This window comes from Mycobacterium sp. ELW1 (genome assembly GCF_008329905.1).
Lineage (GTDB): Bacteria > Actinomycetota > Actinomycetes > Mycobacteriales > Mycobacteriaceae > Mycobacterium.
In genome coordinates, this window is record NZ_CP032155.1 from 3055493 (window position 1) to 3074648 (window position 19156).

The window sequence follows — 19156 nt, forward strand, 5'->3', positions numbered from 1 at the left end:
CAGTGGACGCGAATCTGACCGGCCTGGCATTGGCCGCGGGGATGGTGGCTGCGCTCAACCCGTGCGGGTTCGCCATGCTGCCGGCCTACCTGACGCTGGTGGTGCGCGGTGAGGACGCCGATCCGGGCCGCACCGCCGCGGTGGGACGCGCCTTGGCGGCGACCGCGGCGATGGCGCTGGGCTTCCTTGCGGTGTTCGGACTGTTCGGGTTGCTGACGGTCCCGGTTGCCACAGCAGTCCAGCGCTACCTGCCCTACGCGACGATCGGCATCGGGATAGTCCTTGTCGCCCTTGGTATCTGGCTGGTCTCGGGCCGGGAATTGGCGTGGGGGCCTGCCGGACCGAGCTGGCGGGGGCGCCGACGGCGCGGCTGGGATCGATGTTCGGCTACGGCGTGGGCTACGCGGTGGCGTCGCTGTCGTGCACCATCGGGCCGTTCCTCGCCGTCACCGGCGCCACACTGCGCGCCGGGTCTCCTGTCGACGGCGTGCTCGTCTATGCCGCCTACGCCGCCGGCCTTGCCCTGGTCGTCGGTGTGCTGGCGGTCGGAATCGCCTTGACCAGTACAGCTTTGGTGGACCGGGTGCGCCGGCTGTTGCCCTACATCAATCGCATCAGCGGCGTCGTGCTGATCGCGGTAGGCGCCTATGTGAGCTATTACGGTCTCTACGAGATCCGGTTGTTCAGCGCGCAGGGGGATCCGGCCGATCCGGTGATCGCGGCCGCCGGCCGTCTGCAGGGTGCGCTGGCCGGCTGGGTTTATCGGACCAGCGCCTGGACCTGGGTCGTGGTGCTGGCGGTGCTGATCGCAGCGGCCGCGGTGGTGCGGGTTCGACGCAGCCGTCACCCGCGGCGCTGATCGCCCGAATCCGCGCCTCGCGCGTGGATATACTCCGCTGCACGTTCCATGCAGGGGAGAGGCAACGCGATGAAGCGACAGTCGATGCGAACCTGGGGGGCTGCCGGGGCGGCAGTCCTGGCGATCAGCGGGGTGCCCGCCGCGATCGTGACGATCCAGCCCAGCGGTCAGGCCCACGCCGACGTCTGCGCCAGCGCAGGCCGCCGGGTCACGGTCAGCGGGTGCGCCAACCTGTCCGACGTGATGGCGCCCTACGTGCCGCCACCGTCGTACTACGCGCCGCTGCCGGAGGACTACCCGCCGCCACCGCCGCCGCCACCCCCGCCGGTGACCGGCTGCGTGGGGTACAACGGCCGCTGGGTCAGCGCCGGCGGCTGCCGCTAGCCACAACCACGCACCACAACGACGAAACCCCGCGGGCAGTGCCCGCGGGGTTTCGCTTACTGCAACAGATCTAGGTCAGGTCGTACCGGTCGGCATTCATGACCTTGACCCATGCCGCGACGAAGTCCTCGACGAACTTGCCGGCGTTGTCGTCCTGGGCGTAGACCTCGACCAGGGCGCGCAGGATCGAGTTCGAACCGAACACCAGATCGTTGGCGGTCGCCGTCCACTTGAGCGCACCGGTGGTCCGGTCGGTGCCCTCGTAGACGTTCTCGGAGTTCTCCGACGGCTTCCACTCCGTGCCCATGTCGAGCAGGTTGGTGAAGAAGTCGTTCGAGAGCACGCCGACCCGGTCGGTGAACACGCCGTGCTTGGTGCCGCCGTGGTTGGCGCCGAGCACCCGCAGACCGCCCAGCAACACCGTCATCTCCGGAGCGGTGACACCCACCAGGTAGGCCTTCTCGATCAGCAGCTCCTCCAACGCCGTCTTCTCGCCGGGCCGCACATAGTTGCGGAACCCGTCGGCCCGCGGCTCGAGAACCGCGAACGACTCCACGTCGGTCTGCTCCTGAGTGGCGTCGGTGCGGCCGGGTGCGAAGTGAACGTCGATCGCATAGCCGGCCTCCTTGGCCGCCTTCTCGATCGCAGCGTTGCCGCCGAGCACGATCACGTCGGCCAGCGACACGGTCTTGCCACCCGCGGCGTTGAACTCCTGCTGGACCTTCTCCAGCACCGGAAGCACCTTGGCCAGCTCGGCGGGCTCGTTGGCCTCCCAGCTGCGCTGCGGCTCAAGCCGCAGCCGGGCGCCGTTGGCGCCGCCGCGCTTGTCGGTGTTGCGGTAGCTCGACGCCGACGCCCATGCCGTCTTGACCAGCTGCTGAACCGTCAGGCCGGACTCCAGGATTCTGGCCTTCAGCGTCGCGGCATCGGAGTCGTCGATCAGCTCGCCCTGCACCGGCGGCACCGGGTCCTGCCAGAGCTGCGGCTCGGCAACCCACGGGCCCAGGTAGCGGGTGATCGGACCGAGGTCGCGGTGCAGCAGCTTGTACCAGGCCTTGGCGAACGCCTCGTTCAGCTCCTCGGGGTGGTCGAGCCAACGCCGCGTGATCGCCCCGAACTCCGGGTCGACCCGCATCGAGACGTCGGTCACCAGCATCGTGGGCTTGCGGTTCGGGCCGCCGAACGGATCGGGGATGATCGCCTCGGCGTCCTTGGCCTGGAACTGCCACGCGCCCGCCGGGCTCTTGGTCAGCTCCCACTCGTAGCCGTAGAGAATCTCCAGGAACGAGTTGCTCCACTTGGTCGGGGTGGTGGTCCACACCACCTCCAAACCGCTGGTGATGGTGTCGCCGGCCTTGCCCGAACCGAACGGGCATTTCCAGCCGAGGCCCTGCTGCTCGATCGGGGCGCCTTCGGGCTCAGGTCCCATGCCCTCGTCGGAGCCGGCACCGTGGGTCTTGCCCAGCGTGTGCCCGCCGACGATCAGCGCCGCGGTCTCCTCGACACTCATGGCCATCCGGCCGAAGGTCTCCTTGATGTCGACGGCCGCCTTCAGCGGATCCGGATTGCCCTCCGGCCCTTCGGGATTGACGTAGATCAGACCCATCGTGGTGGCGCCGTACGGCTCCGCCAGCGTGCGCTCATCGGAGTAGCGCTTGTTGGTGCCCAACCATTCGTCTTCCTCGCCGAACAGGATCTCTTCGGGCTCCCAGATGTCGGGGCGGCCGAAGCCGAAGCCGAAGGTCTTGAATCCGGCCGACTCCAGCGCCACGTTGCCGGCGAACACCAGCAGGTCGGCCCAGGAGATCTTGTTGCCGTACTTCTTCTTCACCGGCCACAGCAGGCGGCGCGCCTTGTCCAGGTTGGCGTTGTCGGGCCAGCTGTTGAGCGGGGCGAACCGCTGCATGCCCTGACCGCCGCCACCGCGGCCGTCGAAGATGCGGTAGGTGCCCGCGGCGTGCCAGCTCATCCGGATGAACAGGCCGGCGTAGCTGCCGTAGTCGGCCGGCCACCAGTCCTGCGAGGTGGTGATGACCGACAGCAGATCCGCCTTCAGCGCTTCAGGATCGAGCTTGGCGAATTCGGCCGCGTAGTCGAAGTCATCGCCGAGCGGGTTGGAATACGGCGAGTGCGGGTGCAACTTGGTGACGTCGACCTGATTCGGCCACCAATCCTGATTGGTACGGGCCAGCCATGTGCTTTCGGCTCCGGCGCGTCGATGACCGGATTCTCGCTCTCGGACACTTTTTGCCTTTCCATTCCATATTTCATTGGGGTGATGGGCTGTGATCACTGGTGTGATCAGGAAGGTTCATTCGGTGAGCAGTCGGGACACAGTCCCCAGTAGATGACCTCGGCTTCGTCGAGCACGAAACCGTTGTGCTCAGACGGGGTCAAACAGGGCGCCTCGCCGACAGCGCAGTCGACGTCGCCGATGACACCGCACGATCGGCACACCACGTGGTGGTGGTTGTCGCCCACCCGCGCCTCGTATCGGGCCACCGAGCCCGACGGCTGAATGCGCCGCACCAGTCCGGCCGCGGTCAACGCGTGCAGCACGTCGTACACCGCCTGGCGGGACACGTCGGGCAGGCCCGTTCGGACCGCTCCGAAGATGGTGTCGGTGTCGGCATGCGGGTGCGTGTGCACCGCGTCGAGAACCGCGAGACGAGGGCGGGTGACCCGCAGCTGCGCTGCCCGCAGCTGGTCGGAGAGATCCGAGACGGAGGTCACGTTTTGATAGTTGTCTCTTTTCTGGAACCAGTCAAGAGTTGTCCCGAAATGAATCCTGCGGAGCTGGTCAGGGGCTTTGTGCTGGATCGTTCTTCGGGTTGACGGTGGGGTTCAGGGGCGCGATCGGGGCCGGGCTGAAGCTGTTCGGCCCGGGCAGGGTGGCCTTGCTGGTGGGCTGCACCGAAGAACTCGACGGAGTGGGCGCCGGAGCGCTGTCCATGGATCCGCACGCCGGGAACACCACGGCGCCGGCGCCGGCCAGCGTGACCAGCCAGATCGCTCTCCTGGGACCCTGCATCGCTGAAAGCTACCGCGTTTGGCGGCGCAGTAAGGCCGCGACCGCGCTTTCTGTATGGTGATCGGCGGATCGCGTCCGGCGGCCACCTCGGACCGCACCCGAAATCAGTCGTCTCGTCAGGAGCAGATTCGTGCCCCTCAACACCGTTGCGCTCGAACTCGTGCCGCCCAACGTCGACCGCACGCCGGACGAAATGCTGGAGGAAGCGCGCAAGGTCGTGCAGTTGTCCGCCGAGACCGGACTCGACGGCCGGATCCGGCACGTGATGATCCCCGGGATGATCGAGGAGGACAGCGGCAGGCCCGTCGAGATGAAGCCCAAGCTCGACGTCCTCGACTACTGGTCGCGTATCTCACCGGAGCTGCCCGGCGTGCGCGGGTTGTGCACCCAGGTGACCGCGTTCATGGACGAGCCGACGCTGGTCAGCCGGTTGACCGCGCTGCTCGACGCGGGCATGGAGGGCGTGGCCTTCGTCGGTGTTCCGCGGACGATGAACGACGGCGAGGGCGCCGGCGTGGCACCCACCGACGCGTTGACGATCTTCTCCGAGCTGGTCCCGAATCGGGGCGCGATCCTGATTCCGACCCGGGCCGAGGAAGCCGGCCGGTTCGGGTTCAAATGCGGCCGGGGCGCCACCTACGGGATGACGCAGCTGCTCTATTCCGACGCGATCGTCGGCTTCCTGACCGAGTTCGCCGCCACCACCGACTACCGCCCGGAGATCCTGTTGTCGTTCGGCTTCGTGCCGAAGGTGGAATCCCGGGTCGGCCTGATCAACTGGCTGATCCAGGACCCGGGCAATGCCGCCGTCGCCGCCGAGCAGGACTTCGTCCGCACGCTCGCCGCCAGCGAGCCGCCGGTCAAACGGCAGCTGCTGGTGGACCTCTACAAGCGGGTCATCGACGGCGTCGCCGACCTCGGGTTCCCGCTGAGCATCCACTTCGAAGCCACCTACGGGATGTCCCGCCCCGCCTTCGACACCTTCGCCGAGATGCTGGCGTACTGGTCGCCGGCCCCATCCGCATCCTGACGGCCGCAGCCCATGAAGGAAATGATCGACTTCGACGGCGCACCGATTTTCGCGATCCCGGCGCGCGAGGACTATCGCGGCTTCGGCGGCTGCGAGGGCATGCTCCTCGAAGGCCCGCAGGGGTGGGGTGAGTTCTGCCCGCCCCGCACGGGCAGTGATCTCGTCGCGGCCCGCTGGCTGACCTCGGCCATCGAAGGCGGAACCGTCGGCTGGCCGGACCCGATCCGCGGCCGGGTGCCGGTCGCGGTCGCGGTGCCCGCGGTCGGAGCCGAGGAGGCGGCCGCGATCGCCGTCGCCAGCGGGTGCCAGACGGCCGACGTGATGGTCACCGGTCTGTCCGACGATGCCGACCGGCTCGCGGCGGTCCGCTGCGCCCTCGGACCGGACGCGTCGATCCGCTGCCTGGTCGACGGGTGGTGGGACGTCGACACCGCCGCCGAGACGATCCCCAGGCTGGACACGGCGGCAGTCGGTCTGCAATTCGTGCAGCAGCCGTGCGCGACCGCACGGGAACTGGCCGCGCTGCGGCGCCGGATCGACGTGCGGGTGGCGGTCGACGTCTCCGACCTCAGCAGCGACGGGCTGACGTTGGCCGAGGTCGCCGACATCCTGGTGCTGGACGCCGCCCCGCTGGGCGGCGTGCGCCGGGCATTGCGGTTCGCCGAGAAGTGCGACCTACCGGTCGTGGTGTCCGGCGCCGATCAAACCAGCATGGGGCTGGCCAGCGGCTTGGCGCTGGCCGGGGTACTGCCGGAGCTTTCCTTCGCCTGCGGACTCGGAACCGCCGCGGCCCTGGCCGGCGACATCGTGCCCGCGGGACGCGCACTGATCACCGCCGACGGTTACCTGCCGGTGGCGCCGTCGGCCCCGGCACCCGACCTGCAGCGCCTCGCGGAATTCACCGTCGACGACGCCGAGCGCATCGCGTGGTGGCGCGAGCGGCTGCGCACTGCCCGAGAACTTCTCTAAGCGCCGCGGTTCAGCGGCGCGGACGCCAGGCCGCGACGGCCAGCACGATGCCGACCAGCACGACGATCGGGCCCAGCACCGACCACGTCGTGGTGTTGCTCATCGGGCTGCCCTGAACCGCTCCGAAACCCTGCAGTGTGAACAACAGTCCGAACAGCGCGACCAGCACGCCGAGACCGCCGAGGACGTGACGCATGGTCAACCCTTCTTTCCGCTGGGCATGGCCGCCGACACCGCCCGCATGACGGCCCGCTTCACCGTTGCCGCGCCGCCACCGGCGGTGGCGCTCAGGGTGGAACGGTTCGGTGGATTCAGTTGGAGCACATCACCTTCGGCGATCCGGCCGGCGCGCGTGACATTGCCGTAGACGCCCAGGCAGCGGCGGGTGTGCGCGGCGATGGTGCGGGTGATCTCCTTGTCCCGCTTGAGCTCGGGTTGCTCGTGGGACGGCATCACGCAGCGGATGGTCGGGATCATCGGCGCAAGCTCGGCGTGCGGGGCGTGCAGCCGCCCGCCACACCACTCCCACTCCGGATGGGCGGCGGTGCTGGGGGAGTCCACGACCAGCGTCGGGCGGAACCGTCGCACGTCGAAATCGGAGTCGGGCGCCAGCGCCCCGAGGGTGGCCAGGCTCTGCTCGGTGATGATGTGCACGGGATAGGCATCCACATAGCTGCCAACCGGGGTGGCATAGCGGCTGATCTCCGCCAGCTTGCGCACCGGGAACATCGACAGGTCGGGCAGCGGCTCGTCATCGTCGAGTCCGAAGATCGTGCGCAGGTCGGTTTTGGTGGCCATCGGTCCGCGATACTCGTCGCGACGATCGATCGGCGGCAGCGGCCGAAGTTCCACCTCACAGTCGAGATATCGCGAGAGTGCTTGGTGCACAACCGGATCCGAGCTGGACACTTCGGTACCGTCCGGGAAGCCGATCAGCACCTCCGGTGCGTGTCCGGGCCCGGCGTCGGGTCCCGGCGGCTGCGCGTAGCGCGCCGTCAACCACAACAGACCGGGCAGTCGCTTGGCGCTGGTGGTGGCGTCGGACGCGACGTCACGCACCGCCCAGGTCCGGTCGGCGTGCACCCCCAGGTCACCGACGTCGGCCTCGGCAACCCGCTCGCCCCGCATCGATTTCACCGGATAGCGCCAGATCGAGGTGATACGGCCGGCCTGAATCATCTGCTCAGCCTAGAACCTCACTCCGCCGGCGAACGTCGGAGCGTCTTCGACGCCACGATCAGTGCGGCCAGGCTGACCACCAGCCACAGGCCGAGCACGATGAACGGCAGCAGCCGCTGGTTGTGCGGGAAGTAGGTCGCGGCGTGGATCGCCGACACCGTCGCGCCGCTGGGCAACGCATGGTTGAAGAACGCGAACGGCTGCGGTAGCAGCGACGCCGACACCGCCCCGCCCGACGAGGTATTGCCCAGCAGGATGAACACCAGCCAGGTCGGGATGATCGCCCATCGGTGGATCAACACCAGCATGGTCGAGTTGAACGACGCGGCGACCGCGATCTGAACCGAGATCAGCAACCACAGCTGAGGAAACGGTGTGCTCAGCGCGCCCAGCACCGGGCCGGTCACCACGGCCAACGCCGCGCCACCGACGACGGCGAGCACCGCCATGCTGAGCAGCCAGCGTCGCAAGGTGAGCGTTTTGACGTTGGCCCGCAACTGGAACATCGTGATGAAGCCCAGGATCGTGGCGGCGATGACGAGATAGAAGGTGGCCAGCCCCGCCGGGTCGGACGGCGGCAGCGGATGCAGATCGACGATCGGCAGGATGAACTGTCCCGGTTGGGTCTGGTCGAGCTGGATCAGCGCGCGCGTCCCCGACGGATCGCTGGCGCTGGACAACAACAGCTGCGGCGGCTTCGACGTGGCGTCGATGGCCGCGGTGATGCGTTGCTGGTTGATCGCGGCGACCGCGGCCTCCCGTGTCGCGTACTCGTGGACGTTGAACTCATTGGGGTTGGTGCGCAACGCTTTCTCGAACGGTGCGGTGTCAGCCGTCAATCCGATGACGCCGACGGGCAGGTTGCGCGGCGAGGGCCGGCCCAACGCGACGGTGTAGGCCGCGGCGAAGCTCGACGCCAGCACGATGGCGATCGCGAGCACCGTGGCGACCTTGCGGATCTCCAGCGGGATGCGCCGAAATCCGCGCAGGGGAGCGTCCGGCGATTCCTCGGTCACTGCGGCCACAGCACTCCTCGTCCTGGCGATGGCAGATCAACCTACCTCGGTGGCCCGCCGCCGACCGGAAGCGCCGAGAAGTCTGACGTAAGAATGACCAACAGTCCCGACGGCCATCCGCGACGGACGTGGCTCCGAACCACTCACGCCTGCTCAGTTCACCCGGGCGCAGCTTCGGAGGATCGCTATGAAATCAGCCGCCACGCTCGCCGCATCCCAAGGCGATGCGATCGACTCTCGATACCACCCGTCGGCCGCGGTCCGGCGGCAGTTGAACAAGGTCTTTCCCACCCATTGGTCGTTCCTGCTGGGCGAGATCGCGCTGTACAGCTTCATCGTCCTGCTGATCACGGGCGTCTATCTGACGTTGTTCTTCGACCCGTCGATGACAGAGGTCACCTACAACGGCGTGTACCAACCGCTGCGCGGCATCGAGATGTCGAAGGCGTACGCGTCCACCCTCGACATCACCTTCGAGGTGCGCGGCGGCCTCTTCGTCCGCCAGGTACACCATTGGGCGGCGCTGCTTTTCGCCGCGGCGATCATGGTGCACCTCGCGCGGATCTTCTTCACCGGAGCCTTCCGCCGGCCCCGCGAGGCCAACTGGGTGATCGGGTCACTGCTGTTGATCCTGGCCATGTTCGAAGGGTTCTTCGGCTACTCGCTGCCCGACGACCTGCTGTCGGGTACCGGAATCCGGGCCGCGCTGTCCTCCATCACCCTCGGGATTCCGGTGATCGGCACCTGGATGCACTGGGCGCTGTTCGGCGGCGACTTCCCCGGCGAGGTCCTGATCCCGCGGCTCTACGCCATCCACATCCTGATCTTCCCCGGAATCATGTTGGCGCTCATCGGTCTTCACCTGGCGCTGGTGTGGTTCCAGAAGCACACCCAGTTCCCCGGCCCCGGCCGCACCGAGAAGAACGTCGTCGGTGTGCGGGTCATGCCGGTGTTCGCGGTGAAGTCCGGTGGGTTCTTCGCGGTGACCGTCGGCATCCTCGGCTTGATGGGCGGCCTGCTGCAGATCAACCCGATCTGGCAGCTCGGCCCGTACAAGCCGGCGCAGGTGTCGGCGGGCAGCCAGCCCGACTTCTACCTGATGTGGACCGACGGGCTGATCCGGTTGTGGCCGGCGTGGGAGATCTACATCGGCAACCACACCATCCCGGCGGCGGTGGCGGTCGCCGTCCTGATGGGCGTCATCTTCCTGGTGCTCATCGCCTACCCGTGGATCGAGAAGCGGTTCACCGGCGATGACGCGCACCACAACCTGCTGCAGCGGCCGCGGGACGCCCCGGTGCGCACGGGCATCGGCGCCATGGCGATCGCGTTCTACATCGTGCTGACCTACAGCGCGATGAACGACATCATCGCCTACACCTTCCACATCTCGCTGAACGCGACGACGTGGATCGGCCGGATCGGGATGGTGGTGCTGCCGCCGCTGGTCTTCTTCATCACCTACCGCTGGGCCATCGCGTTGCAGCGCAGCGACCGGGAGGTGCTCGAGCACGGCGTCGAGACCGGCATCCTCAAGCGGCTGCCGCACGGCGCGTACGTCGAGTTGCATCAGCCGCTGGGGCCGGTCGACGCCGACGGCCACCCGATCGCGCTGGAATACCAGGGCGCTCCGGTGCCCAAGCGGATGAACAAGCTCGGCTCCGGCGGCAAGACCGGCCACGGCAGCTTCCTCACCGCCGATCCGGCCGACGAGGACGCCGCGCTCACCGAGGCGGCCCACGCCGCAGAGCAGCGGGCACGCACCGCGCTCAAAGAGCGTCAGGCGCTCGACGGATCCGCGCACGGGCGGTGACGACGCCTCCTGGACAATCGAGCGATGATGCGCGCCGTCCGCTCGATCCAGGGGTCAGCCACCGTCGTCGACGTCGACGAGCCCACGGGTGACTGGCCGATCCTCGAGGTCGGATCGGCCAGCATCTGCGGCAGTGACCTCGGCATGCTGTCGTTCGGCCTGCCGGTCACGATCGGTCACGAGATCGCCGGCACGGTGGACGGTCAGACGTACTGTGTCGAGCCGACAGTGGGCTGCGGGCAGTGCGATCAGTGCCGCGGCGGGTCACCGCAGCGGTGCCGGGGAAGTGCGCCGCACGGTCTGCTCGGGGTCGCGTTCGACGGCGGCCTCGCCGACCGCGTCCGGGTGCCGGCCGAGTGCCTTGTCCCGCTGCCCGACGGACTGCCCGTCTCCGACGCCTGCCTGGTGGAACCGCTGGCGGTCTCCTGGCATGCCTTGCGCAAGGTCGGCGCCGACGTGACCGATCGGATCCTGGTCGTCGGCGGCGGCAGCGTCGGATTGCTGGCCGTCGCCGCGGCCCGCGCCATGCGTCTCGAGGTCGATATGCAGGCCCGCCACCCGCATCAGGTCGAAGCCGCCGAGCGACTCGGCGCCGGAACTCCGAAAAGCGCCGGGACACCGGAAGGCGAGTACGACGTCGTCGTCGAGGCGGTCGGCTCCGACGAGGCGGTGGCCGACTGTGTGCGGCGTGCCGTCCCGGGCGGCCGGGTCGCGATAGTCGGTGTGGCGCACGGCAACCGAGCGGTACCCGGCATCCCATGGATGCTGAAGGAACTGACGCTGACCGCCTCGATGTGCTACGACCGAGGGCGCAACGAGCGCGAATTCATCGACGCGGCAGCGGCGTTGGCCGCAGATCCGGAGATCGCGGCCACCGTCGTCACGCACCGCTTCCCGCTGGCCGACGCGGCGGAGGCGTTCCGGGTTGCGTCCGACCGGCGAAGCGGGGCGATCAAGGTGGTGTTGGAACCCTAGAGCTTCACCGGCATCGCGCCGACATGCCAGATCTCGTCGGAGTATTCGGCGATCGCGCGATCCGAGGAGAACTTGCCGCTGCGGGCCGCGTTGAGGATCGACATCCGCGACCACGTGTCGGAATCCTGCCAGGCGGCGCTGACCCGGGCCTGGCAGTCGACGTAGGAGCGGTAGTCGGCCAGCACCAGGAACGGGTCGTGGTGCAGCAGGTTGTCGACCAGCGGACGCAGTACCTCGGTGTCACCGTGCGTGAAGGTGCCGTCGACGATCAGCTCGAGCACTTCGGCCAACTCGGGGTCGCGCTCGACGAAGCCGGTCGGCCGGTAGCCGTCGGACTTGAGCTGCTCCACCTCGTCGACGGTGAGACCGAACAGGAAGAAGTTCTCCGGCCCGGCTTCCTCGCGGATCTCGACGTTGGCGCCGTCGAGCGTCCCAATGGTCAACGCGCCGTTGATCATGAACTTCATGTTGCCGGTGCCCGAGGCCTCTTTGCCCGCCGTGGAGATCTGCTCGGACAGGTTGGCCGCCGGGTAGATCAGATGCGCATTCTTGACGTTGAAGTTGGGCAGGAACACCACCCGCATGAACCGGTTGACGTCGGGGTCGTTGTTGACGGTGGCGCCGACCGCGGTGATCAACCGGATCATCCGCTTGGCGATGAAGTAGCCGGGTGCGGCCTTGCCGCCGAAGATGAACGCCCGCGGGGCGATCGCGAATCCGGGATTGCGCTTGAGCCGGTTGTACAGCGTGATGATGTGCAACACGTTGAGGTGCTGACGTTTGTACTCGTGGATGCGCTTGACCTGGACGTCGAACATCCAGGTCGGGTCGAGCTCGATACCGGTCGAGGCGTGCACATATTCGGCAAGGCGGCTCTTGTTGGCGCGCTTGATATCCCGCCAGCGTTCACGGAATGCCGGGTCGTCGGCGTAGGCCTCCAGCCGGCGCAGCTGGTCCAGGTCGGTCAGCCAGCCGTCACCGACGGTGTCGTCGAGCAGTGTGCGCAGTCCCGGATTGGACAGCGCCAGGAAGCGGCGCGGGGTGACTCCGTTGGTGACGTTGCCGAACCGCTCCGGCCACATCTCGTAGAAGTCCTTCAGCACACTGGCTTTCAGCAGCTCGGAGTGCAGCGCGGCCACCCCGTTGACCGCGTGGCTGCCGACGGTGGCCAGGTGCGCCATCCGCACGCTCTTGCCGCCGTCCTCACCGATGAGGGACATCCGCCGCTCGCGCTCGGTGTCGCCGGGGAACCTGTCGCGCACCTCCTCGAGGAACCGGTCGTTGATCTCGTAGATGATCTCCAGGTGCCGGGGGAGTGACTCGCCGAAGATGCCCAGCGGCCACGTCTCCAGCGCCTCGGGCAGCAATGTGTGGTTGGTGTAGGCGAAGGTGGCGACGGTGATGTCCCACGCCTCATCCCAGCCCATGTGGTGTTCGTCGATCAGCAACCGCATGAGTTCGGCGACCGCGATCGACGGGTGGGTGTCGTTGAGCTGGATCGCCCACTTGTCGGGCAGTGCGCTCAGCGGCAGCCGGGCCCGCTCGGTGTGGATGCGCAGGATGTCCTGCAGTGACGAGCTGACGAAGAAGTACTGCTGCTGCAGTCGAAGCCGTTTGCCCGCTTCGGGTTCGTCGTTGGGGTACAGAACTTTCGAGATCTTCTCGGAGAGGACCTCGTCCTCGACCGCCTTGTAGAAGTCGCCGGTGTTGAACGCGTCCAGTGCGAAGGAGGAGACCGATCGGGCGCTCCACAGGGTCAGCGTGTTGCAGGTGTTGACCCCGTAACCCTGGATCGGGGTGTCATAGGAGACGCCCTTGATCACCCGTCGCGGAATCCAGCGCACCCGGTGATTGCCCGCGACGTCCTCGTACTGTTCGGTGCGCCCGCCCCAGTTGACCAGATAGCTGGCGTCGGGCTTGTCGATCTCCCAGGGGTTTCCGGCCACCAGCCAGTTGTCGGTCTTCTCGACCTGCCAGCCGTCCTGGATCTCCTGGTCGAAAATGCCGAACTCGTAGCGGATTCCGTAACCGATCGACGGCCGCTGCAGAGTGGCCATCGAGTCGAGGTAGCAGGCGGCCAACCGGCCCAGGCCGCCGTTGCCCAGCCCGGGCTCCTCCTCGCACGCGAGGATCGCGTCGAGGTCCTGCCCGAGTGCGGCCAGCGCTTCGCGGGCTTGGCGCTCGATGCGCAGATTCAGCAGGTTGTTGCCGAGCTGGGGACCCATCAGGAATTCCGCCGACAGGTAACAGGTCACCTTGGCCGGGCCGTGCAGCAGATCCTGGGTGGTGGCCATCCAGCGCTGCTGCATGCGGTCGCGCACCGCCAGGGCCAGCGCGCGGTAGTAGTGCTCGGGGGTCAGCACGCTCGGCGGGCGGGCGATCGAGTACGCCAGGTGATCGGCGATCGCCCGGTGCAGCGCGTCGGCCGACAATCCCGTCCGGCTGTGTTCGTGCGGTTGCGACGGGCTCATGCCCCCGTCACGGTCGGCGACGTCACCGGGTGCACTGCTCACCACATCGGTCATTGCGTTCTCCTGGTCCCAGACCACTTCTCGATCTCGTACGGGACCAGCAGTTTGGCACGGTCGTATTTCAGCGAGGCGAGGTCCATGAGTCGGTCCCGTGAACTGTTGGTCCGCTCGTCCTACGATCGCTGGCATGCCCACGTTGGTGAATCGGCCGAACACGGCCCTGCTCGTCATCGACGTGCAAGACGGCGTCGTGGCCCACGCCCACGACCGGGACGCCATCGTGGCCCGGATTGCCGGGCTCGTCGACCGCGCCCGCGATGCCGGCGTCCCGGTTGTGTGGATTCAGCACGCCGATGCGGAATTACCCGAGGGAAGCGACCAGTGGCAGATCGTCGCCGAACTGACCCCGGACGAGACCGAGCCGCTGATCGCCAAGAACTACGGCGACTCATTCGAGGACACCACGCTGGAAGCCACGCTCGCCGCCCTCGGCGCCGGACACCTGGTCGTGGCCGGCGCCCAGACCGACCAGTGCATCCGCTCGACGATCCACGGCGGCTTCGTGCGCGGCTACGACGTCACCCTGGTCGCCGATGCCCACACCACCGAGGACCTCTCGCAATGGGGCGCCCCGCCGCCCGAGCAGGTGATCGCCCACACCAACCTGTATTGGTCGCAGCAGAGCGCGCCGGGGCGAACAGCGCAGTCGGCACTCGCCGATGACATCGTCTGGTAATCGCTTCCGCCGAGCGCAACCGCGCTATACATTCTTTCAAAAGTGTTCACTACCGTGCGGAACGCAGATCGGACATGACGATGACGTCGACAATTGACTCGAAGACCCGGCCGTTCGGGCTGGCCCGCGGGATGCGCGAGTTGGTGGTTGCACAGGCCGGTGAGTCCGAACGGCTGCGCACCATCGCCCCGTCGATCGTCGACGAGATGTGGGCCAGCGGACTGATGTCGTCGTTCAATCCGGTCGCGGCGGGCGGCGTGGAGCCGTCGTTCGCCGAGATGATCGAGACCTGGATCGAGATGGCCTGGCAGGACGGCTCGTTCGGCTGGATCGGGATCGCCAACCTGCCGTCGTCGTTCGCCGCCGCGGCCTACCTGTCGGACGAGGGTTTCGCGGAAGTCTTCACCGCGCACGACAACCGCGTCACGATGGGCGGCCAGTTCTTCCCCAACGGCCAGGGCGTCGTGGTCGACGGCGGCTACCGGGTGACCGGATCGTGGAGTTTCGGGTCGGGCACCGGTCACGCCGAGTATGTCTGCGCCGGGTTTTTCCCGATGGTGGACGGCCAGCCGGTGATGGGGCCCGGCGGCCTGCCGGAGATGCATGTGGCCGTCATTCCGCGCGAGGAGGTCGTGTTCAAGGACGGCTGGCATGTCCAGGGCCTCAAGGGAACCGGGTCCTACGACTACGGCGTCGAGGATGTTTTCGTGCCGGCCAGCCGGACCTTCCCACTGTTCTCCAGCTCACCGCACCGGGGTAGCTCGCCGGCAACCCGGATGGGGCTGATGCCGGTGACGGCGGCCGGCCACGCGGCGTGGGCCCTGGGCGTGGCCAAGAGCATGCTCGACGACGTCGAGGAACTGGCGGCCACCAAGTTCCGGATGAGCGACATGGCCTCACTGGCCAGCCGGCCGACCTTCCAGAAGGGGCTGGCACACCACGTCGCGGCGTGGCGGGCGGCGCGGCTGCTCGTGCTGGATGCGTTCGGCACCGCCGAGGCCGCGGTCGCTGCCGGCGAGGACCTGACCCCAGGGCTGCGCGCCGACATGCGGGTGGCCGCGGTGTACGCCACCGACGTGGCACGCGAGGCCGCCGAGTGGGCGCACCTGGCGGCAGGCACCACGTCGATCCGGGAGGGCAGCCGTCTCGAGCGGGCGTTCCGCGACATCTACACCGGCACCCAGCACGCGTTCATCAGCGAGAAGGTCGCCATCGATGTGGCGCAGATCTGGCTCGGCATCATCGAGGACCAACCGGGGTTGTGACGCCCCGGCATTTTCCGCGCGGCGCCGGTCCGGCCGCACTAATGTCCAACGGTTATGACCGACTGGTCCGATCCGCGGCTGCCGACCAACCAGACGAGTAGTCCCCGACAGCTCAAACGGCTGAGCCGGAATTTCGCCGGCGTCGGCGTCGGGATCCCGCCCGAGCGTCTGCAGCAGATCGCGATGGGGCAGGCGGCCACCGAGGACGAGTTCGTCGATGTGACGTTCGCGCTGACCGCAACTCAGCTTCGCAGCGAGCAGCGACGCTCCAAAGTCGGTCGCGCGCAACGGCGTTGCGTGCGGGGCGCCATAGTGTTCGTCGCGATCCTGATCGCGATCAACGTGCTGATGTGCCTGGGCCTGTTCCTGTTCGTCCTGACCCAGCACACCACGCCTTATTAGGGCCCTATTAGGCCCCTATCAGGCCGCGCCGGACTAGCCAGTCACGTACCCGTCGGCGACATCGAGCGCCTTGTCCAGAATGGCCAGTCCCTCGGCCACCTCGGCGTCGCTGATGTTGCAGGCCGGCACCGCGTGGATCCGGTTGAAGTTCGCGAACGGCAGCAGCCCGCCGGACTTGCACGCGGCCAGCACCGCGTTCATGGCCGGGCTCGAGCCGCCGTAGGGCGCCAGCGGTTCGCGGGTCTGCTGGTTGGCCACCAGCTCGATCGCCCAGAACACGCCGAGTCCGCGGACCTCACCGACCGACGGGTGGCGGGCTGCCAGCTCGCGCAGACCCGGTCCGAGCACCTGCTCGCCGAGTCGGGCGGCGTTGGCCACCATGCCTTCGTCTTCCATCGCGTTGATCGTCGCGACCGCGGCACCGCAGGCCAGCGGATGCCCCGAATAGGTCAGCCCACCGGGGTAGGCGCGGTCGGCGAACGTCGAGTAGATCGCGTCGTTGATGGCCACGCCACCCAGCGGCACATACCCCGACGTCACACCCTTGGCGAACGTCATGAGGTCGGGCACCACGTCGAAGTTCTGGATTGCGAACCACTTTCCGGTCCGGCCGAAGCCCGCCATCACCTCGTCGGCGATGAACACGATGCCGTAGCGGTCGCAGATCTCGCGCACGCCGGCCATGTATCCGGGCGGCGGCACCATGATGCCGGCGGTACCCGGCACCGATTCCAGGATGATCGCGGCGATCGAGTCCGCGCCCTCGTGCTGGATCAGCCGCTCGAGGTAGTCCAGTGCACGCTCGGACTCCTGCTGCTCGGTCTCGGCGAAGAACGACGAGCGGTACAGGAACGGGCCGTTGAAGTGCACGACACCGGAACTGGCGTAGTCGTTGGGGTAGCGCCGCGGGTCACCGGTGAGGTTGACCGCGGTGTCGGTGCCGCCGTGGTACGAGCGGTAGCGGGAGAGCACCTTGTAGCGCCCGGTGTGCAGCCGCGCCATCCGGACGGCGTGCTCGACGGCGTCGGCACCGCCGTTGGTGAAGAACACCCGGTTCAGGTCACCGGGGGTGCGCTCGGCGATCAGCCGGGCCGCCTCGGAGCGGGCGGCGTTGGCGTGCTGCGGCGCGATCGTGCACAGCTTCGCGGCCTGCTCGGCGATCGCGGCGACGACCTTGGGGTGCTGATGGCCGATATTGGTGAACACCAGCTGCGAGGAGAAGTCGAGCAGCTTGTTACCGTCGCCGTCCCAGACATAGGAGCCGTCCGACGCGACGACCGTCATCGGCTTGATCTGTGCCTGCGCCGACCACGAGTGGAAGACGTGCGCACGGTCCAGTTCGTAGGCCCGGGCAGCTTCGGCGCGGGCGCTATCGAGGTCCTGACCGTTGGGCAGGAGGTGAGATTCGGTCGTCGTCATGCGTGCCTCTTTCGAGCTCGGTGGTGCTCAGTGGTTCTGGGGGAAGCCGAGGTTGATGCCGCCGTGGGAGGGATCGAGCCACCGCGTCGTCACCACTTTGCCACGGGTGAAGAAGTGCACGCCCTCCGTGCCGTGGGCGTGAGTGTCGCCGAACAGGGAGCTCTTCCAGCCGCCGAAGCTGTAGTAGGCGGTCGGAACCGGAATCGGCACGTTGATGCCGACCATGCCGACCTCGACCTCATTCTGGAAACGCCGTGCCGCGCCACCGTCATTGGTGAAGATCGCGGTGCCGTTGCCGTACGGGTTGGAGTTGATCAGCTCCAGCGCTTCGTCGTAGGTGTCCACCCGGACCACCGACAGCACCGGACCGAAGATCTCGTCGGTGTAGACGCTCATCTCGGGGGTCACGTTGTCGATCAGGGTGGGGCCCAGCCAGAAGCCGTCAGCTCCGCCGTCGACCGGGGTGCCGCGGCCGTCGACGACGATGGTCGCGCCGTCGGCTTCGCCCGCGTCGATGTAGGAGGCCACCTTGTCGCGGTGGGCCTTCGTCACCAGCGGGCCCATGTCGGTGTTGCGGGTGCCGTCGCCGATCTTCAACGTCGCGGTGCGCTCGGCGATCTTGGCGACCAGCTCGTCGGCGATCGGGCCGACCGCGACTGCCGCCGAGATCGCCATGCAGCGCTCACCGGCCGACCCGAAGCCGGCATTGACCATCGCGTCGGCAGCCAGGTCGAGGTCCGCGTCGGGCAGGATCACCGCGTGGTTCTTGGCGCCGCCCAGGGCCTGCACGCGCTTGCCGTGCAGGGTCGCGGTCGAGTAGATGTACTGCGCGATCGGGGTCGAGCCGACGAAGCTGACGGCCTTGATGGACCTGTTGGTCAGCAGTTCGTCGACCGCGACCTTGTCACCCTGCAGGACGTTGAAGACACCGGCCGGAAGTCCGGCCTCGGCCCACAGGTTCGCGATCCACAGCGCAGCCGAGGGATCCTTCTCAGAAGGCTTGAGCACCACGGTGTTTCCCGCGGCGATCGCGATGGGGAAGAACCACATCGGCACCATCGCGGGGAAGTTGAACGGGCTGATGACGGCCACCGGGCCGAGCGGCTGGCGGATCGAGGCGACGTCGACGTTGGTCGAGGCGTTCTCGGTCATCCCGCCTTTGAGCAGATGCGAGATACCGCAGGCGAATTCGACGACTTCCTGGCCGCGGCTGACCTCACCGAGAGCGTCGGAGAGCACCTTGCCGTGTTCGGCCGTGATGATCGCGGCCAGCTCTTCCTTGCGGGCGTTGAGCAACTCGCGAAAGGCGAACAGGATCGTGGTGCGCTTGGCCAGCGAGGTGTCGCGCCAGGCCGGGAACGCGGCGGCCGCGGCGGCGATGACCGCCTGCGCGTCGGCGACGTCGGCCAGCGCGACCTGTCCGGTGACCTGGCCGGTGGCCGGGTTGGTCACCGGGGCCGTCCGGTCACTGCTGCCTGCGAAGTTCTTCCCGTCGGCCCAGTGGGCGATGGTCCGGACGCGGGTGTTGGGCGCTGTGAGGGTCATACCAGCGATTCTGGTGCACGATCACCCAGGTCGCGGCCGACGATATGTCAATGAAGTCCTAC

At 67.8% G+C, this 19156-nt stretch carries 16 protein-coding genes and 2 pseudogenes; 9 read left to right on the forward strand and 9 right to left on the reverse strand.

Features of this window, described 5'->3' with window-relative positions:
- The first annotated feature begins 2 nt into the window (after window positions 1–2).
- Together D3H54_RS14345 and D3H54_RS14350 are read left to right on the forward strand one after the other, a co-directional pair.
- Window positions 3–859, forward strand: a pseudogene (locus D3H54_RS14345) (cytochrome c biogenesis CcdA family protein).
- A 69-nt stretch (window positions 860–928) separates the two neighbouring features.
- Complete coding sequence (locus tag D3H54_RS14350) at window positions 929–1243, forward strand: hypothetical protein (protein WP_149379601.1); 315 nt, start codon at window positions 929–931, stop codon at window positions 1241–1243.
- A gap of 70 nt (window positions 1244–1313) precedes the next feature.
- Here D3H54_RS14350 and katG read toward each other — a convergent pair.
- The 3 genes and pseudogenes from katG to D3H54_RS14365 form a co-directional block, all read right to left on the reverse strand.
- Window positions 1314–3514, reverse strand: a pseudogene (gene katG / locus D3H54_RS14355) (catalase/peroxidase HPI).
- Between the two features lie 30 nt (window positions 3515–3544).
- On the reverse strand, window positions 3545–3976 hold the full coding sequence (locus D3H54_RS14360; RefSeq protein ID WP_149379602.1) for a Fur family transcriptional regulator: 432 nt from the start codon (window positions 3974–3976) through the stop codon (window positions 3545–3547).
- 67 nt (window positions 3977–4043) lie between these two features.
- The gene (locus tag D3H54_RS14365) at window positions 4044–4274 is read right to left on the reverse strand and encodes a hypothetical protein (protein ID WP_149379603.1); all 231 of its coding nucleotides are present in this window, start codon (window positions 4272–4274) and stop codon (window positions 4044–4046) included.
- Between the two features lie 130 nt (window positions 4275–4404).
- Between D3H54_RS14365 and D3H54_RS14370 the strand changes: the two genes are divergently transcribed.
- Window positions 4405–5304, forward strand: coding sequence for a mycobacterial-type methylenetetrahydrofolate reductase (locus tag D3H54_RS14370; RefSeq protein WP_149379604.1), 900 nt, complete (start codon window positions 4405–4407; stop codon window positions 5302–5304).
- A 12-nt stretch (window positions 5305–5316) separates the two neighbouring features.
- The gene (locus tag D3H54_RS14375) at window positions 5317–6273 is read left to right on the forward strand and encodes an enolase C-terminal domain-like protein (RefSeq protein WP_149379605.1); all 957 of its coding nucleotides are present in this window, start codon (window positions 5317–5319) and stop codon (window positions 6271–6273) included.
- Between the two features lie 10 nt (window positions 6274–6283).
- Here D3H54_RS14375 and D3H54_RS14380 read toward each other — a convergent pair whose 3' ends face one another.
- Genes D3H54_RS14380 through D3H54_RS14390 form a run of 3 tightly spaced genes read right to left on the reverse strand, consistent with a single transcriptional unit; the run spans window position 6284 to window position 8477 of the window.
- Window positions 6284–6469 carry a hypothetical protein gene (locus D3H54_RS14380; RefSeq protein ID WP_149379606.1) on the reverse strand — a complete coding sequence of 62 codons (186 nt, stop codon included), beginning with the start codon at window positions 6467–6469 and terminating at the stop codon, window positions 6284–6286.
- 2 nt (window positions 6470–6471) lie between these two features.
- Window positions 6472–7452, reverse strand: coding sequence for an MOSC domain-containing protein (locus D3H54_RS14385; RefSeq protein WP_149379607.1), 981 nt, complete (start codon window positions 7450–7452; stop codon window positions 6472–6474).
- 17 nt (window positions 7453–7469) lie between these two features.
- Window positions 7470–8477, reverse strand: coding sequence for a DUF3533 domain-containing protein (locus D3H54_RS14390; protein ID WP_286199241.1), 1008 nt, complete (start codon window positions 8475–8477; stop codon window positions 7470–7472).
- Window positions 8478–8655: 178 nt separating this feature from the next.
- On the opposite strand from D3H54_RS14390, the gene qcrB reads away from it, so the two are divergent.
- Both qcrB and D3H54_RS14400 read left to right on the forward strand, forming a co-directional pair.
- Window positions 8656–10281: a cytochrome bc1 complex cytochrome b subunit gene (gene qcrB, locus D3H54_RS14395; protein WP_149379608.1), complete on the forward strand. Its 1626-nt coding sequence runs from the start codon at window positions 8656–8658 to the stop codon at window positions 10279–10281.
- Window positions 10282–10305: 24 nt separating this feature from the next.
- Window positions 10306–11256 carry a zinc-dependent alcohol dehydrogenase gene (locus D3H54_RS14400; protein ID WP_210419698.1) on the forward strand — a complete coding sequence of 317 codons (951 nt, stop codon included), beginning with the start codon at window positions 10306–10308 and terminating at the stop codon, window positions 11254–11256.
- Here D3H54_RS14400 and D3H54_RS14405 read toward each other — a convergent pair.
- Window positions 11253–13781, reverse strand: coding sequence for a glycogen/starch/alpha-glucan phosphorylase (locus tag D3H54_RS14405; protein ID WP_432246311.1), 2529 nt, complete (start codon window positions 13779–13781; stop codon window positions 11253–11255). The genes D3H54_RS14400 and D3H54_RS14405 overlap by 4 nt on opposite strands.
- Before the next feature lie 133 nt (window positions 13782–13914).
- Between D3H54_RS14405 and D3H54_RS14410 the strand changes: the two genes are divergently transcribed.
- The 3 genes from D3H54_RS14410 (at window position 13915) to D3H54_RS14420 (ending at window position 16130) form a co-directional block, all read left to right on the forward strand.
- Window positions 13915–14463: a cysteine hydrolase family protein gene (locus D3H54_RS14410; protein ID WP_149379609.1), complete on the forward strand. Its 549-nt coding sequence runs from the start codon at window positions 13915–13917 to the stop codon at window positions 14461–14463.
- An 80-nt stretch (window positions 14464–14543) separates the two neighbouring features.
- Window positions 14544–15728 carry an acyl-CoA dehydrogenase family protein gene (locus D3H54_RS14415; RefSeq protein ID WP_149379610.1) on the forward strand — a complete coding sequence of 395 codons (1185 nt, stop codon included), beginning with the start codon at window positions 14544–14546 and terminating at the stop codon, window positions 15726–15728.
- 54 nt (window positions 15729–15782) lie between these two features.
- Window positions 15783–16130, forward strand: coding sequence for a hypothetical protein (locus tag D3H54_RS14420; RefSeq protein ID WP_149379611.1), 348 nt, complete (start codon window positions 15783–15785; stop codon window positions 16128–16130).
- A gap of 33 nt (window positions 16131–16163) precedes the next feature.
- Here D3H54_RS14420 and D3H54_RS14425 read toward each other — a convergent pair whose 3' ends face one another.
- Together D3H54_RS14425 and D3H54_RS14430 are read right to left on the reverse strand one after the other, a co-directional pair.
- Window positions 16164–17549 carry an aspartate aminotransferase family protein gene (locus tag D3H54_RS14425; protein WP_149379612.1) on the reverse strand — a complete coding sequence of 462 codons (1386 nt, stop codon included), beginning with the start codon at window positions 17547–17549 and terminating at the stop codon, window positions 16164–16166.
- 27 nt (window positions 17550–17576) lie between these two features.
- A complete protein-coding gene (locus D3H54_RS14430) occupies window positions 17577–19094 on the reverse strand; it encodes a CoA-acylating methylmalonate-semialdehyde dehydrogenase (protein ID WP_149379613.1) in 1518 nt (505 codons plus the stop codon).
- Window positions 19095–19156: the final 62 nt, after the last annotated feature.